The sequence below is a fragment of the Marinobacter sp. B-12 genome (assembly GCF_056857915.1).
In genome coordinates this window covers 68,149-82,582 of record NZ_JBSXOB010000032.1, presented here as the reverse complement: position 1 = coordinate 82,582, position 14,434 = coordinate 68,149, and the positions used below count along the sequence as shown (strand labels likewise).

The 14,434-nt window shown below is 56.3% G+C and carries 14 protein-coding genes and 1 riboswitch; of the genes, 7 read left to right on the top strand and 7 right to left on the bottom strand.

The window, feature by feature from the left end; all coding sequences use genetic code 11:
• From AC13D2_RS03705 to thiC, 5 genes are all read right to left on the bottom strand, one after another.
• On the bottom strand, positions 1 to 194 hold a 194-nt coding region (locus AC13D2_RS03705), incomplete at its 3' end, for a hypothetical protein (RefSeq protein WP_482938234.1).
• A 108-nt stretch (positions 195 to 302) separates the two neighbouring features.
• Positions 303 to 1,109, bottom strand: coding sequence for a 3',5'-cyclic-AMP phosphodiesterase (cpdA, locus tag AC13D2_RS03700; RefSeq protein ID WP_273065710.1), 807 nt, complete (start codon positions 1,107 to 1,109; stop codon positions 303 to 305).
• 193 nt (positions 1,110 to 1,302) lie between these two features.
• Entirely contained in the window at positions 1,303 to 1,788 is a 486-nt protein-coding gene (locus AC13D2_RS03695) for a DUF1249 domain-containing protein (protein WP_273065708.1), read from the bottom strand.
• A 1-nt stretch (position 1,789) separates the two neighbouring features.
• A complete protein-coding gene (locus AC13D2_RS03690; protein WP_300500462.1) occupies positions 1,790 to 2,407 on the bottom strand; it encodes an NUDIX domain-containing protein in 618 nt (205 codons plus the stop codon).
• 452 nt (positions 2,408 to 2,859) lie between these two features.
• Complete coding sequence (gene thiC / locus AC13D2_RS03685; protein ID WP_482938233.1) at positions 2,860 to 4,737, bottom strand: phosphomethylpyrimidine synthase ThiC; 1,878 nt, start codon at positions 4,735 to 4,737, stop codon at positions 2,860 to 2,862.
• A 74-nt stretch (positions 4,738 to 4,811) separates the two neighbouring features.
• Positions 4,812 to 4,926: riboswitch (TPP riboswitch) on the bottom strand.
• 158 nt (positions 4,927 to 5,084) lie between these two features.
• Here thiC and AC13D2_RS03680 point away from each other — a divergent pair.
• Complete coding sequence (locus AC13D2_RS03680; protein ID WP_292046933.1) at positions 5,085 to 6,488, top strand: TolC family outer membrane protein; 1,404 nt, start codon at positions 5,085 to 5,087, stop codon at positions 6,486 to 6,488.
• Between the two features lie 61 nt (positions 6,489 to 6,549).
• Here AC13D2_RS03680 and waaA read toward each other — a convergent pair whose 3' ends face one another.
• On the bottom strand, positions 6,550 to 7,818 hold the full coding sequence (waaA, locus tag AC13D2_RS03675) for a lipid IV(A) 3-deoxy-D-manno-octulosonic acid transferase (RefSeq protein ID WP_292046932.1): 1,269 nt from the start codon (positions 7,816 to 7,818) through the stop codon (positions 6,550 to 6,552).
• Positions 7,819 to 7,990: 172 nt separating this feature from the next.
• On the opposite strand from waaA, the gene lpxL reads away from it, so the two are divergent.
• Genes lpxL through AC13D2_RS03655 form a run of 4 tightly spaced genes read left to right on the top strand, consistent with a single transcriptional unit; the run spans position 7,991 to position 12,056 of the window.
• Complete coding sequence (gene lpxL, locus AC13D2_RS03670) at positions 7,991 to 8,941, top strand: LpxL/LpxP family Kdo(2)-lipid IV(A) lauroyl/palmitoleoyl acyltransferase (protein WP_292046931.1); 951 nt, start codon at positions 7,991 to 7,993, stop codon at positions 8,939 to 8,941.
• Positions 8,942 to 9,889, top strand: coding sequence for an ELM1/GtrOC1 family putative glycosyltransferase (locus AC13D2_RS03665; RefSeq protein ID WP_292046929.1), 948 nt, complete (start codon positions 8,942 to 8,944; stop codon positions 9,887 to 9,889).
• A complete protein-coding gene (locus tag AC13D2_RS03660; protein ID WP_292046927.1) occupies positions 9,886 to 11,001 on the top strand; it encodes a glycosyltransferase family 4 protein in 1,116 nt (371 codons plus the stop codon). Before AC13D2_RS03665 ends, AC13D2_RS03660 begins: the two co-directional genes overlap by 4 nt.
• Positions 10,998 to 12,056: a glycosyltransferase gene (locus AC13D2_RS03655; protein ID WP_292046926.1), complete on the top strand. Its 1,059-nt coding sequence runs from the start codon at positions 10,998 to 11,000 to the stop codon at positions 12,054 to 12,056. The genes AC13D2_RS03660 and AC13D2_RS03655 overlap by 4 nt, the downstream gene beginning before the upstream one ends.
• Here AC13D2_RS03655 and AC13D2_RS03650 read toward each other — a convergent pair.
• The gene (locus AC13D2_RS03650; RefSeq protein WP_292046924.1) at positions 11,980 to 12,690 is read right to left on the bottom strand and encodes an SGNH/GDSL hydrolase family protein; all 711 of its coding nucleotides are present in this window, start codon (positions 12,688 to 12,690) and stop codon (positions 11,980 to 11,982) included. The genes AC13D2_RS03655 and AC13D2_RS03650 overlap by 77 nt on opposite strands.
• A 60-nt stretch (positions 12,691 to 12,750) precedes the next feature.
• Between AC13D2_RS03650 and AC13D2_RS03645 the strand changes: the two genes are divergently transcribed.
• Both AC13D2_RS03645 and AC13D2_RS03640 read left to right on the top strand, forming a co-directional pair.
• Positions 12,751 to 13,419: a YrbL family protein gene (locus AC13D2_RS03645; protein WP_292046922.1), complete on the top strand. Its 669-nt coding sequence runs from the start codon at positions 12,751 to 12,753 to the stop codon at positions 13,417 to 13,419.
• Positions 13,420 to 13,503: 84 nt separating this feature from the next.
• Entirely contained in the window at positions 13,504 to 14,409 is a 906-nt protein-coding gene (locus AC13D2_RS03640; RefSeq protein ID WP_482938232.1) for a lysophospholipid acyltransferase family protein, read from the top strand.
• Positions 14,410 to 14,434: the final 25 nt, after the last annotated feature.

Below are 14,434 nucleotides of genomic sequence, written 5' to 3'. Positions count from 1 at the left end.
TGCCACATCACCAGGTCCACGGGTTGTTCGAGCACGTCTTCGGGGGCAATGTCGGGCGAGGTACTGGCCAGCTCCAGCTTGCAGTAGCAGAGACTGGAAAGGTGCTCGGTCAGCTCGAAACGGGCGACCACGAACAGGTCTCTGGGGAGTTGGCCAAGGGTGGCCGTGAACTGCAGTCCGGTTGCCTGGGGCATGTCTTCGATCCCTGAAGAAGTGAATATCTCTTGCTCGTCCTGAGCGAAGCCTGAATTATATACGCAATAAGGCGACCATTAACAGGCTGCCTGCCGATCAATAAACGGCTAGTATCCGGTACTGTTGCTGTCCAGCTCGAACACGAAATCCGTCGCCCGGCTGACTTCGGTGGAAAACTCGCCCGAAGGCAGTAATTCAAACCACCGATATCCCGGCGACTTATCTTCCACCGAAAATTCCACAGAGCCCGCTGTAAACTGTATACAGGTGGATGGCGTCGCCAGCAGACGAACGCTATTGCGCGTCTGATCCAGGTCCTGGTGAATGTGCCCCCAAAGCACAATCTTCACTTGCGCAAAGCGATCAACCACACGCCAGAAAGCGTCGCGGTTGTGCAATCCGATCGGCGACATCCACCGGGTATCAATTTCAACAGGGTGATGGTGAAGAGCGATCAGGGCTGGTAACTCGGGGTTTTCTTCGAGGGTCTTTTCAAGGAATGTCAGCTCGGATTCCGCCAGCTCGCCGAAGACCTTCCCCGGCACAGAGGTATCCAACAATACAAACTGCCACCCACCCTGAACAATGTGACGTCTGTCTGCCTGAATTTCCGATGCAATACTGGCCAATACCGGCGAATCATCGTGATTGCCTGCCATCCAGGCGGAGCTGCATTGAAACGCCTTTAGCTTTTCACCAAAAACCCGATAGGCTTCTTCGGTGGCATCCTGAGCAATATCCCCGGTGGCGAGAATAAAATCCGGCTGGCCGTGATCACGGAGTACCTGTGCGATGACAGCATCCAGGCTGTCCCTCGTGTTAACGCCCAGCAATTCACCTGCCGGGTCAGCCATCAGGTGCGGGTCAGTCAGTTGTAGCACCCGTAGGGCACGCTGGTCGTCGTTCTCTGTCATGGCACTCGTGGTTCTTGCGTTTGCGCAACACACTGGTGATGCAGACCTACTGGCAGGTTATTGAGTTTTTTCGCCTACATCCAGAATATTCATCACATTCTGTTCAGGCTTTCCCAGACAATTACCGATTTTGACAACTCTCGCACAGTCTACGCGCACTCTATGCCATTGGATGCAGGGCAAACATACAACCTTAGTCCACGCCCTCCCCCGCCGACCATGCAGCATGTTCCATGGGAAGATGTCCAAAACGCAGGCAGTAATCCAGCCAGTCAGCCAGGAAGCTGTTGACCTGCACCTTCTCGTCCGGGTGATGCATGAACCGGTTCGGATAGTCGTTCACCGGCGCAATCTGCCGGTCGCGGTAACAGCTGATCACTTCCGCCATGGTGGCATCGTGGTAGACCCGAACCGTCAACTGGGGATTATTCAGCCAGCGCCCGGAGTTGTGAACCTGCTCCAGCAAGAGGGTCTCGGTAAACTTTGTCGTCTGCAGCACTTCAATACGAACCCGGCCCAGATACTGGTCCTCACGATGGAGTTCAAATTCGCAGACGGGACGGCCCTTGGCCTCCAGTTGCCGCAAGCGATGAAGACGCATGTAGTTGCCATCACACAGCGCGCCGAAACGTCGTAAATCCGGTACGTAGCGCCGGGGTTTCATTACCCACTCTGTCATATCAGCTCCAGCCCTCCCGCAAGCGCGGTCGATTCAACTGCAACCACTGCAGCGCGATGATCGCGGCAGCGTTATTGATACGTCCATCATAAATCATTGCGATGGCTTCGTCGGCGTTGAATACGTGAGCACGGATATCTTCATGTTCGTGTTCCATACCAAACAGACCACCAGCCGACTCGGTGCTGATGCGACCGCAGTAGAGGTGAATCAGTTCCGTACTTCCGCCGGGAGACACCAAATAGTCACAGATCTTGTTCAGTGGCTTGAAGGTCAGGCCGGCTTCTTCCTGGCCCTCTCGCTGGGCGACATCTTCGGGTGACTCACCTTCCTCGTTCATGCCGGCGACAAGCTCCAGCAGCCACGGGGACTGCTTCCGGCCCAGAGCACCGAGGCGAAACTGTTCGAGAAGAACAACTTCATCACGATCGGGATCGTAGGGTAGTACGCAGGTAGCGTCGCCACGGATGAACAATTCGCGAGTGAAGGTTGGCATTTGCCCGCCGTCAAAGCGCGGGTGTGTCAGCCAGAGTTTGTCCATGCGGAAGAAACCATGGAACACGGTCTCTCGTTTTTCGATTTTTACGTCGCTGTCTTTAAACTGGAACGGTTCGGTCATTTCAGATCTGTTTTTGAGAACGATTCTGAACGATAGCCGGTGTTTTGGTTTGGGTGCAAGCCTTGTTGCGGACTGACTTGGGTGCAAGACCACGGTGGGGCTATCCTCCCAAAACACGCTCAAGCCCATCCATGGGGCGCTTGGGCTCCGCCATCCATGGCTCCGCACAGTTTTGGGAGGATAGCCCCACCGAGGCCCCAAGCTTCAGGGAAACTCAGAACGTCAAGCAGCCGCGAGCCTTTGTCCCCTTTGAAAGCAGAGCACTCTCACAAATAACGAGTTTTCAAGTAGCGATATCTCGGAGTCAGCATGGCCGGGCAGGTAGCCCTGTTCAGGATTGTGCGGAGCCATGGATGGCGGAGCTCAAGCGTCACATGGACGTGCTTGAGCGTATCCTGAACAGGGCTACCTGCCTGGCCGAAACACCAGACCAATAAGGCTAAAAACCCAAACTAAACCTTGTCATAAAGCTTAGACCCAGCCTCCACAAACTCCCGGGATTTCTCCTTCATGCCAGCATCCACCGCCGAAACCTCATCAAGCCCATTTTCCTTGGCATACTCCCGAACTTCCTGGGAAATCTGCATGGAACAGAACTTCGGGCCGCACATGGAGCAGAAGTGGGCCACCTTGGCGGAGTCCTTCGGCAGGGTTTCATCGTGGAAGGCACGAGCGGTGTCCGGGTCCAGGCCGAGATTGAACTGATCTTCCCAGCGGAACTCGAAGCGGGCCTTGGACAGGGCGTTGTCGCGGATCTGGGCACCGGGGTGGCCTTTTGCCAGATCAGCGGCATGAGCTGCGATTTTGTAGGTGATGATGCCGGTCTTTACATCGTCCTTGTTGGGCAGGCCCAGGTGCTCCTTCGGGGTAACGTAGCAAAGCATGGCACAGCCGTACCAGCCGATCATTGCCGCGCCGATACCGGACGTGATGTGATCATAGCCAGGGGCAATGTCCGTGGTCAGTGGCCCGAGCGTGTAGAACGGTGCCTCATCACAGCATTCCAGCTGCTTGTCCATGTTTTCCTTGATCAGCTGCATCGGCACATGGCCCGGCCCTTCGATCATTACCTGGACATCGTGCTTCCAGGCAATCTTGGTGAGTTCTCCCAGGGTTTCCAGCTCGCCGAACTGGGCTTCATCGTTGGCATCGGCGATGGAACCGGGGCGCAGACCGTCACCGAGGCTGAAAGCCACATCGTAGGCCTTCATGATTTCGCAGATGTCTTCGAAGTGCTCGTACAGGAAGCTTTCCTGATGATGAGCCAGACACCACTTGGCCATAATGGAGCCGCCGCGAGAGACAATGCCGGTAGTGCGCTTGGCCGTCATGGGCACATGGTGCAAACGCACGCCCGCGTGGATGGTGAAGTAATCCACACCCTGCTCTGCCTGTTCGATCAGCGTGTCGCGGAAAATTTCCCACGTCAGGTCTTCGGCAGCTCCGCCTACTTTTTCCAATGCCTGGTAGATCGGTACGGTGCCGATGGGAACCGGCGAGTTGCGGATAATCCATTCACGGGTTTCATGGATGTTCTTGCCGGTGGACAGGTCCATGATGGTGTCGGACCCCCAACGGGTGCCCCAGGTGAGCTTTTCAACTTCTTCCTCAATGGAAGAGCTGACCGCCGAGTTGCCGATGTTGCCGTTGATTTTCACCAGGAAGTTGCGGCCGATGATCATCGGTTCTGTTTCCGGGTGGTTGATGTTGTTGGGAATAATCGCCCGGCCGCGAGCAACTTCGTCCCGTACAAACTCAGGAGTAATTTCCTGCGGCAGAGACGCTCCGAATGACTGTCCCGGATGCTGATCTTTCAGGAGCCCCTGCTCCCGAGCTTCCTGCAACTTCATATTCTCGCGAATGGCGATGAATTCCATTTCCGGCGTGATGATCCCTTTGCGGGCATAGTGCATCTGGCTGACGTTTTTGCCCGGCCTGGCCTTCAGCGGCTTGCGCTCGTCCATAAAGCGGAGAGGGTCCAGCAGGGGGTCTTTCATACGGCGACGCGTGAATTCCGAGGTGTAATCGGATAGCTGCTCCACATCTCCGCGCTCTTCAATCCAGGCGGAACGGATGGGCTTGAGCCCCTTACGCAGGTCAATGGTGGCTTCAGGATCGCTATACGGACCGGAGGTGTCATAAACGGCGACGGGCGCATTTTTCTCGCCACCCATGTCGGTCGGCGTGTCGCCCACAGTAATTTCCCTCATGGGCACTCGAATATCAGGTCGGCTACCCTGTACGTAGATCTTTCGGGACTGGGGCAGCGGCTTGATGGCTGCAGAATCGACTTTTGCTGAATCGCTGAGATAGGAAGGTATTGTTGTCATAGTGCGTCCCCGGGTTGATTAGGTATACGGGTCGCGTATGACGGGCAGTGATCACAGAACGGTTCTGTGTCGTTGCAGCATATTGTCTCAAATCCCTACGCCGGTATTATCCGGATCAGGTTGCGGGTTCTGCCTGGCAATCTCAGCCGGCGGTCAGATGTTCTGACGCCAGCACCCCGTCAAGACGCGAATTCAATGTAATTGACACTTACAATCAGTGCCGACTGCAAGTGTAGAGCTCAGGCTGATTATTGTCCATAATGGCGAGCCTGAAACGCTCAACGGCTATCTGAACATATGTGGCCAGGTATTCCAACACGCCGGGTGATTCACTAACAGGAGACATCATGAAGAAACGACTGCTTTCCGGGCTGATTGGACTGCTCGCAGCCCAGCCAGCACTATCCATGGATCTGGTTGAGACGTACGAGAAAGCACTCTCCTATGATTCCGGCATTGCATCGGCTCAGTCTCAGTTCCAGGCGCAGCGAGCAGCCGTCGACGTCAGTAAAAGCTCCCTGCTGCCGCAAATCACGGCGACAGGGTCAGTAAATCACACAAATTTTGAGCCCCAAAATGCATTCGCCGACGCGGGGAACGATGAGTTGGCGCGACAGTTTTTCTCGGGTGACAGCTACCGGGCTTACCGCTACGGTGTGGAGTTGAGTCAGCCTATATTCCAAGCTCGTGACTGGTTTACATACGAAGCTAGCCAATTCCAGACAAAAGCAGCTAAGGCCCGATATAACCTAGCTCAGCAACAACTAATTTTGGATGCAGCAACTGCCTATTTCGATGTTTTACGAGCTCAAGATACGGTTACTACAGCGAAAGCAACTGAAGTGGCCATCCAGCGCCAGTATGACCAAGCACAGGAACGTTTTGAAGTGGGGCTTATTGCCATAACCGAAGTATACGAAGGTCGGGCAAGCTATGACGATGCCCGAAGCCAGCGCATCGCTGCTGACAATCAACTGAACATTGCAAAAGAGCAACTGGCGCGATTAACTGGCAATTACCCGGTTACTTTGGAAAACCTCCGGCAAAGTTTCCCTCTCGGGCGCCCTGAACCAGCAGATCCCGCTTCCTGGGAGGCGAAAGCTCTCAAACAAAACTGGTCTCTTCAGACTACCCTCTTCGAGCTCAATGCAAACCAATCTGACCTGAAAGCGGCCAAGTCAGGCCATTTGCCGACGCTTGAGCTAAGCGCCTCCTATCGTGAAACACGCCTCGACAACGCTTTGTCAACAACGCAAGAAGGTAGCGAGGGCATCATCAGCCTGTCCCTAAATATCCCTCTCTACACAGGAGGAGGAACGCAGGCTAGCGTGCGTCAACAGCGCTCGCTCGTGACAGCTGCCGAACATGACTTGAATACAGCTCGCCGCGATGTGCGCGTAAACACTCGCAGCCTTTTCCTAACCATTAACAACAACATCGAGGCTGCCAATGCTCTTGAGCAGACCATCATTTCCCGCCGCAGTGCGCTCGACGCCACTCGCGCTGGCTACGAAGTCGGCACACGGAACATCGTGGAAGTGCTGGATGCGGAACGGAACTATTACGTGGCACTGCGCGACTTTGCCAATGCCCGTTACGACTACGTGATTAACACCCTGAACCTGAAACAGGCAGCTGGCACCCTCAGCCCTCAGGACCTGGTAGATCTGAACAACTGGCTGAGCGCATCAGCACCCGGGATTGAGGCCATGGCGAACGAGCAGGAAACCATCGACAACCTCCCCCAGTAACCCTATGCAAACCAGGCCGGGGCACCGCCCCGGGCCCATGGTGAAACGCCTGCATCACGTTTCAGACTCTCTCTACAATTCCATCGACCACTTTCTCGAGCGCACCCCGGTTGGCATTCACAACTGCCAGCGCGTTGTGGCCCGCCTTTTGTGCAGAAGACTTGTCCGAAAAAAGATTGACGACGCACTGGGCAAGAGACTCCGCCGAATTCGTCATATACAGCCCTTGCCCCGAATCAAGGCGCTCATAAATGGTTTCGAAATTGAATATGTGCGGGCCGGAAAGAACGGGTATTCCCCAAGCGGCAGGCTCCAGCGGATTGTGGCCGCCGCGCTCAATCAGCGAGCCGCCCACAAAGGCCAGATCTGAGGCGCCGTAAAGCATTAGCAACTCACCCATGGTGTCACCGAGATACACCTCGTGCCCTACCCTGTCGCCCCCGCCATTTCCCGATTGCGACCGACGGTCAAGAGAGAGCCCCATGGAGTCAACGAGCCTGGCCACGTCATCAAAACGTTCCGGATGCCGCGGCACGATCATCAGCAATGCGTTCGGGAAATGCTTGAGGATTTGCTGGTGAGCTTCCAATATCTGGCGATCCTCACCTTCATGGGTACTGGCCGCAATCCACACCGGTCGGTCAGCGCCCAACGCATCCCTCAGCCCCGAAGACTCGGTGCGTACATCGTCCGAAACTTCAACATCAAATTTTATACTACCGGTCACCGACACCGATTCCGGCTTGGCGCCAATATGCAGGAACCGACCAGCATCTTCTTCTGCCTGCGCGGCTATCCAGCTAATACTGCGGAGCAGCGGGCGAACCAGTGAGGACACCCGTTCATATCCACGCGCGGAACGGCTGGAAAGGCGCGCGTTAATCAGAAAAATGGGCACTTGTCGTTGGCGGCTAAGGGCGATCATATTAGGCCAAAGCTCGGTTTCCATAATCACAAGCGCCCTGGGGCTTACCCGGTCAACAAAACGGCGTACCGCACCCGGAGTATCATAGGGCGAGAAAGCATAATGCACCCGGTCACCAAACAAAGCCCTGGCACGTGCCGAACCGGTCGGGGTCATCGCGGTCATCAATATAGGAATATCAGGATTACGCCTCAGCAAGGCTTTCACCAGGGGGGCGGCGGCTATGGTCTCACCCACCGATACGGCATGAACCCATATGACCGGCTCATCGAAGGCCTCCACGTAGCCCAGGCGCTCCTGCCAACGCACGAACGCTTCAGGATTGGTACGCCCGATCCACCACAACCGCAGCAGCACAAACGGCAGCGCAATGCGGAAAAAAAGGGAGTAAAGAAAATGAAGCATGGTAACTCCGGGCCGGATCGATGCGGCGGTCATTCTACATAATGCGGTGGCCGGCGTCTGCGACCACGAATTCATGCTTTTTCGCAACTTGCGGATATTGCGGCTTTAGCCAAGGATAATGGCACTGCTAAACTCCGCGTCTTGCCGCTGAAAATCATCAAGGACTGAACGAGTGAAGACCGCTAAACAGAAAACTCGCGACACCCGCTACACCAGTTACCTTCATCCGCGCTGGTGGCCAACCTGGATGGGGGTCGCCGTCATGTGGCTGGGTGCCCAGTTACCGCTGAAGTTGCAATGGTGGCTGGGTAGACGGATTGGCGAACTCGCCTATCGCTTTGCCGCCCGTCGCAAGCATATCACCGACGTGAACATTCGCCTGTGCTTTCCGGAATTATCTGAAACGCAAAAGCAGGCACTGGTGAAGGCGTCTTTTCGCGCCAATGGCATCGGTGTAATGGAACTAGGACTGGCGTGGTTTCGTAACCCCACCAGCTTCATTCCAATCACAAATGTCCACGGCCTGGAGCACTTAGAAGCAGCCTTTGCCAAGGGTAAGGGCATCCTACTATTGGGTGGCCATTACAGCACCCTTGACCTGGGCGGAAGCCTGGTCACCGAGTTCATTCAAGCCGATGTAATGCAGCGCGACCACAATAACCCGCTGATGAACGCGGTGATGACCCGCGCCAGGGAACGTCGCTATGGTATGGCACTGGACAGCAAAAATTTGCGAGGCCTTCTGAAACAGCTGAAGAACAACCGTATCGTCTGGTATGCCACGGATCAGGACTACGGCCGTAAAGGTATCGTCTTTGCCCCATTCTTCGGGGTGCCGGCGGGGTCCATCACCGCCACCTCACGCATTGCCGACCGTAGCGGTTGTGCCGTGGTGCCGTTCAGTCATTTCCGGCGGGAACACTCGCCAGGGTACGATATCTATTTCCATCCGCCACTGGAGAACTTTCCTTCAGGAGACGACATGGCAGACGCCACCTTGGTGAACAAGACCATTGAGAACGAAATTCGCAAACACCCGGACCAGTACCTCTGGATGCATCGCCGCTTCAAAACCCGCCCTTCCAGGCAAGATCCGAACCTGTACAGCAAGGACGCAAACTGAATGCGCTCCGACGTGGGCTCACGCACCCCGGTTGTCTGGCTACTGACCGATAATAAGCCCGGCCATCGCAACCAGTTGAAAGGGCTGGGCAACCGACTTCGGGTGCTGGCCGGCGCCAGCGTGAGAGAGATTGATGCGACCGAAGCACCCCTGCCCTTGTGGCGGGCGCTGCTTGGAGTTGCCCCGGCCATGGATAAAACTCTGGGAACACCAAACCTGATTATCGCAGCCGGTAGCGGTACCCATCGCCTGTTGCTATCCCTGCGCCGGCTCCGGAAGGTAAAAACCGTGATTCTGATGAAACCGGGTTTCCCCCTTAACTGGGTCGACGCGGCCATCATCCCGGAACACGATAAGATCGCCCCAGCCAGACATATCCTAGCCACCGAAGGCGTCATAAACGCGATTACGCCCCTGGCCAGAATTACCGACAAACCCGAAGGCCTTATTCTCATTGGCGGCCCCTCGCCCCATTTCGACTGGGATGATGACGTTATTCTTGGGCAGTTACACCAACTGATGGGGCGCTACCCGGAATGGCGCTGGACGATCAGTGGCTCTCGCCGTACACCCGAAAACCTGTTGATGCGACTGAATGACCTGGCAGGTCCGAAGATCACGGTCGCGGATCCCAAGCGAACACACGCGAGTTGGCTGCCCCACCGACTCGCGGCCTCCCGCGCGGCGTGGGTCACACCAGACAGTGCGTCCATGGCTTGCGAAGCTGCCACCTCCGGCGTGCCTACCGGACTGTTCGAACTCGCGCCCAAGAATAACAGCCGGGTCGCCCAGGGCATGGCCAGCCTGGTGGAGAAGGGGTATGTTGCGCAGTGGAGTGACCATGCCTCGGTTATGGCCGGAAATTTGCGCGGATCGCAGGAGCTTTGGGAGGCTGACAGGGCCGCAAGATGGCTGATTGCACGCTTTCTAAAGGGAGGCAAACGTTGAGGATTCTGCAAGCGTTACCCGCGCTATACAGTGGCGGGGTTGAACGAGGCACCGTGGAGTTCGCCGCCGACCTGGTGAAACGTGGGCACGAGTCCTATGTGGTTTCGAAAGGCGGGCCCATGGCGGAGCAGCTTCGTGGGCAAGGCTCGGAACACATTTTCATGCCCATACACCGGAAGAACCCGGCGTCGTTCGGGCAAATTCTGCCCATGCGCAAGCTGCTTCTGGAGCTGAAACCGGACATCATACATGTCCGCTCCCGCATGCCAGCCTGGATCATTTTCCTGGCACTGAAGACCATTCCAGCCAACCAGCGCCCGGCCGTTGTCTCCACCTTTCATGGCATGTATTCCGTGACCCCATACAGCGCCATCATGACCCGGGCTGATCACATCATTGCCGTGTCCGGCTGTGTTCGGGATTATGTGCTGAACAGGTACCCTGTGCCGGAGGAAAAGCTGACCGTCATCCAACGGGGCGTGGACGTGAGCGCTTTTCGACAACGGGAGCTCAGCCCACAATGGCTGGACCGCTGGTTCCGGCAGTACCCACAGCTGGCCCAGAAAAAGATCGTCATGATGCCCGGGCGCATTTCCCGCTGGAAAGGCCAACTGGACTTCCTGGCCATGATGGCGCAACTGGTGCAAAAACGACCGGATTGTCACGGCATCATTGTCGGCGGCGCAGAACCTGGTAAGGAGCAGTTTCTGGAAGAGCTGGAAAAGGAACGTGCCCGCCTGAACCTGACCGACAAGGTGAGCTTCCTTGGCCAGCGTAATGATATGACGACCCTCTACCTTCTGGCGGACGTGGTTTGCCACATGTCCACGAAACCAGAACCCTTCGGACGCACCGTGACCGAAGCGCTGGCCTCGGGTACGCCTGTGGCGGCTTTCGACCGGGGCGGTGCCGCCGAAACGTTACGTGCCTGTTTCCCAGAAGGACTGGTACCGCCCGACAATACACAAGCGTTTGCACAGACCGCGCTCGCGCTTATGGACAACCCCCGGCCTGAGATAGAGATACCGTGGCGTTTCCGGCTGGAAGCACAGACGGAAACCACGCTGCAGGTTTATGAAAATCTTCTTGCGCGGAGAACTGCGCACCAATGAACTCGCAAGGCCCGCTGACAATCGCGCTGATAATCGCCACGCCCGGCACCGGTTGGGGCGGTATGGAAACGCACACAGCTGACCTGGCGAACACCCTTTCGACAAGAGGCCACACGGTTCACGTTCTGGCACACAGCCACTACAACGAACGCTTTGCCTCGCCGGTTTATTTTCATCCACTGCCCGTGCAGATCGGCCGACACAACCCCTGGCTGCACTACCGCCTGCGGCGACTACTTCGCTCCATCCACCCGGACATCGTTCATGCCCAGGGTAACAAGGCCGCAAGCTTGATCAATTCAGTACGTCATCTGAACAGTGCAACAGTGGGTACGCTTCATGGCACCAAGCGCTCCCATAAGGGGTTTGAGCAGCTAAACGGCGTAATTGGTGTCAGCCGTGACATTACCGACACCATTGCACACGCCAATGCTCGGCTGATCCATAATGGCTTACCGCCTGTGGACACCTCCGACGCTGAAAGCACGGAGGCCCCGATCTTCGAAATTCCTGCAGAACGACCTCTCCTGTTAGCCGCAGGCCGTCTGAAACCGGTAAAGCAGTTCGACCGGCTGATTCGCGCCTGGGTCAGGGCCGACTGCGGTGGCAGTCTGGTTATCCTGGGTGATGGTAGCCAACGTGCCCAACTAGGCACCTTGATTCAGGAGCTGGACGTCTCAGACCGCATACTGCTTCCCGGCCATGAATCCCGGATGAAGCCCTGGCTCCAGTCCGCCACCGCCTGCATCATCAGCTCCAGCCGCGAAGGCTTCCCCTATATTATGGTGGAAGCGCTGATGACGGGTTGCCCGGTTCTGTCAACGCCCGTCAGCGGCGTGAGGGAGTTCCTGCCAGAACAGGGTATTGCAGCGTCTGACAGCATTGAGGATCTCGCCACACTGATCCGCACCAATCTCAGCGCCCCAAAGGTGCTAACGGATTCCCAACGCGGCAGTTTTCTTCGGGCCCGGGAGCAGCTCAGCCTTGAGGCGATGGTATCGAAGACAGAGGCTTTCTATCGGGACCTGTTGGCCAGTACGTCGACAGAGCGCTGAGCACCGTATCCGCCAGGAGTCGATGCCCCGTTTCGGTAAGGTGGGTTCCGTCTGCCATCAGGGATTGGGCTTTCTGCTGCCATAATGGGCGGTAGGCATCAGCAAAAAACGCATTTGGCTCGCGTATGGCTAACTCTCGCAGGCCCTCATTGTAACGCTCAATGCGCGGGTTCCGGGGTGGGTCGAGGTTTGGCGGCGTGGCCACCAACACAAACAGGGTGTCGGGAGCCGAGCGCAGCACACGCTCAATATTGCCAAGATATTCGTCCAGTGGCACTTGCTCCACCGCGCCGAAACGATCCTGCAGGTGGAAACGCCGGGCCCATTTCTTCAGTTTCTTGACCAGTTTACGGACCAACTTCCTGCGGGGACTGTCCGGGTAGTAAAGCACATAGGGGGCACCGCGAAAGGTGAGCCAGGAATCAACGAGTCCGTACTGAATAAGCGACAGTTGGTAATTCCTGGGCGGGAAGGCCTCGGCATACTGAAGCAGCTCACGGGTTGTGCTCATGGTGTGGCCGCAATTGGTCAGTGCCAGACCCAATTGCTTTGCAACGATCTGCGGCCAGACTGGTTCATGGTAGTCTTTCAGGCCCTCGGTATTACAATCACCGTAGGCAATACAACCGTTCATAACATGGCTTCCCGAGGCTTCCATTGTACAAGGCAATAAAACGAGATCCGGATACGATCCATGATTAACCTGTCAGGCATTGAGCCATTCGCCTCTGGCTACAACAGACACTGCTACCGACACCCGGATGATCCGGCATTGTGTCTCAAAGTACTGCGGCCTGAAAACATCGAAGCACGGTTCCAGCGACAAGCGTGGCCAAAGAAAATGCTCGGCAGAGCGAGGATTGATGACAACCGTCAGGAACTCCGGGCGCATCAACAGCAGGCCATCCGGGCACTGATCAAAGACGGCCACAACGAATTGGTCTGGGCACACCTGCCGCAATTTCATGGCGCGGTGGGAACCTCACTCGGCCTGGCAAACATGAGTGAGCTCCTCTTCGATGATCACGGCGTCCCGGGCGAAACGCTCGAACACTACCTGAAACACCGAGGGTTTGACCAACCGATTCGGGACGCCGCAGACCGCTTCTGCAACTGGTTACTCGAAACCGGCATCCTCACCCGAAACCTGCTGCCCCACAACCTGGTTATCATCGACAGGGGCGGGCAACCGGAGCTATTCCTGGTTGACGGGCTCGGCGCCCCCGCCATCCCCGACAAGCTGGCCACTCTCCCCGCCTGGCGACAGCGATACATTGGCCGGCGTATCCGGCGCTTTTACCTGAGGATTGATTGGGAAACCGGAGACCAAAGCACGAGCTGGGAAGCCTCGCAGAAGCTGTAATCGCCAGCTGTGACATTCACCAACCTTGCCGCCCACGCCGGATGGTGGTAGCTTCCGCTCATCTCATTGATAGTCCTCTGGATTATGGCTATGTCCAAAGCATCATTTTTGATCACTCTTCTTGGCCTTGCCGGCAAACTGCCGCTACGCGCAGCTCAATTGGCTGGACGCCTTCTCGGCACTGTCGCATGGACCTTTAAAACAGATTCACGACGTGTCACCGAGATCAACCTCAGCATTGCCTTTCCAGATTATACGGACGATCAACGTCATAGCATGGCTCGCTCCAGTCTCCGCCATACTGGTCAAACCATGATGGAAATCCCATTGATGTGGGAGTGGCCAGTAGAACGCTGTCTCGGGCTGATTCAGGAAATAGAAGGTGAGGAGCTGCTGGCGAATGCAAAGAAGGACGGCCGCGGCTTACTGCTGCTAGCCCCGCATCTCGGCAACTGGGAACTCACAGGACTTTACTTTTCATCGCGCTATCGTATGGCGGCGCTGTATAGTCCTCCTAACATTAAGGAGTTTGAGGACTATATGATTCGGGTCCGCGGCCGGCTCGGCTCAGAACTGGTACGTGGCGACCGTCGTGGCCTGGCACGACTTATTGCCCTTCTACGTGAAGGCCAGGTAACTGGCATTCTTCCAGACCAGAGCCCACGAGGAAAAGGAAACGCCTACGCGCCTTTTTTTGGTATGGACGTGCGTACCATGACCCTTGTTTCCAAGCTGTTACAAAAGTCCGGTGCCAAGCCTTTGATGACCTATTCTGAACGCCTGAAAGACGGACGGGGTTTTCGACTGGTTATCCGTGAGTGTGAAAACGGCATTTCGGACTCGGATCCGCTCATCGCTACAACGGCTCTGAACCGCTCGATAGAGAATGTGGTCAGAGAGATCCCGGAACAATATCAATGGGAGTACAAGCGATTCCGTCACCGTGTCCCCGGAGAAATCAATCCCTACAAACCTGATCGTGTATGCTGACTCGATGGCAAAGGTCTGAAATGTG

Coding starts and splice junctions, on each gene's coding strand:
- thiC (WP_482938233.1), bottom strand. CDS start 4,737: ATGACAACAATACCTTCCTATCTCAGCGATTCAGCAAAAGTCGATTCT.
- AC13D2_RS03690 (WP_300500462.1), bottom strand. CDS start 2,407: ATGACCGAACCGTTCCAGTTTAAAGACAGCGACGTAAAAATCGAAAAA.
- AC13D2_RS03695 (WP_273065708.1), bottom strand. CDS start 1,788: ATGACAGAGTGGGTAATGAAACCCCGGCGCTACGTACCGGATTTACGA.
- AC13D2_RS03640 (WP_482938232.1), top strand. CDS start 13,504: ATGGCTATGTCCAAAGCATCATTTTTGATCACTCTTCTTGGCCTTGCC.
- AC13D2_RS03650 (WP_292046924.1), bottom strand. CDS start 12,690: ATGAACGGTTGTATTGCCTACGGTGATTGTAATACCGAGGGCCTGAAA.
- waaA (WP_292046932.1), bottom strand. CDS start 7,818: ATGCTTCATTTTCTTTACTCCCTTTTTTTCCGCATTGCGCTGCCGTTT.
- AC13D2_RS03665 (WP_292046929.1), top strand. CDS start 8,942: ATGCGCTCCGACGTGGGCTCACGCACCCCGGTTGTCTGGCTACTGACC.
- AC13D2_RS03645 (WP_292046922.1), top strand. CDS start 12,751: ATGATTAACCTGTCAGGCATTGAGCCATTCGCCTCTGGCTACAACAGA.
- AC13D2_RS03680 (WP_292046933.1), top strand. CDS start 5,085: ATGAAGAAACGACTGCTTTCCGGGCTGATTGGACTGCTCGCAGCCCAG.
- AC13D2_RS03655 (WP_292046926.1), top strand. CDS start 10,998: ATGAACTCGCAAGGCCCGCTGACAATCGCGCTGATAATCGCCACGCCC.
- cpdA (WP_273065710.1), bottom strand. CDS start 1,109: ATGACAGAGAACGACGACCAGCGTGCCCTACGGGTGCTACAACTGACT.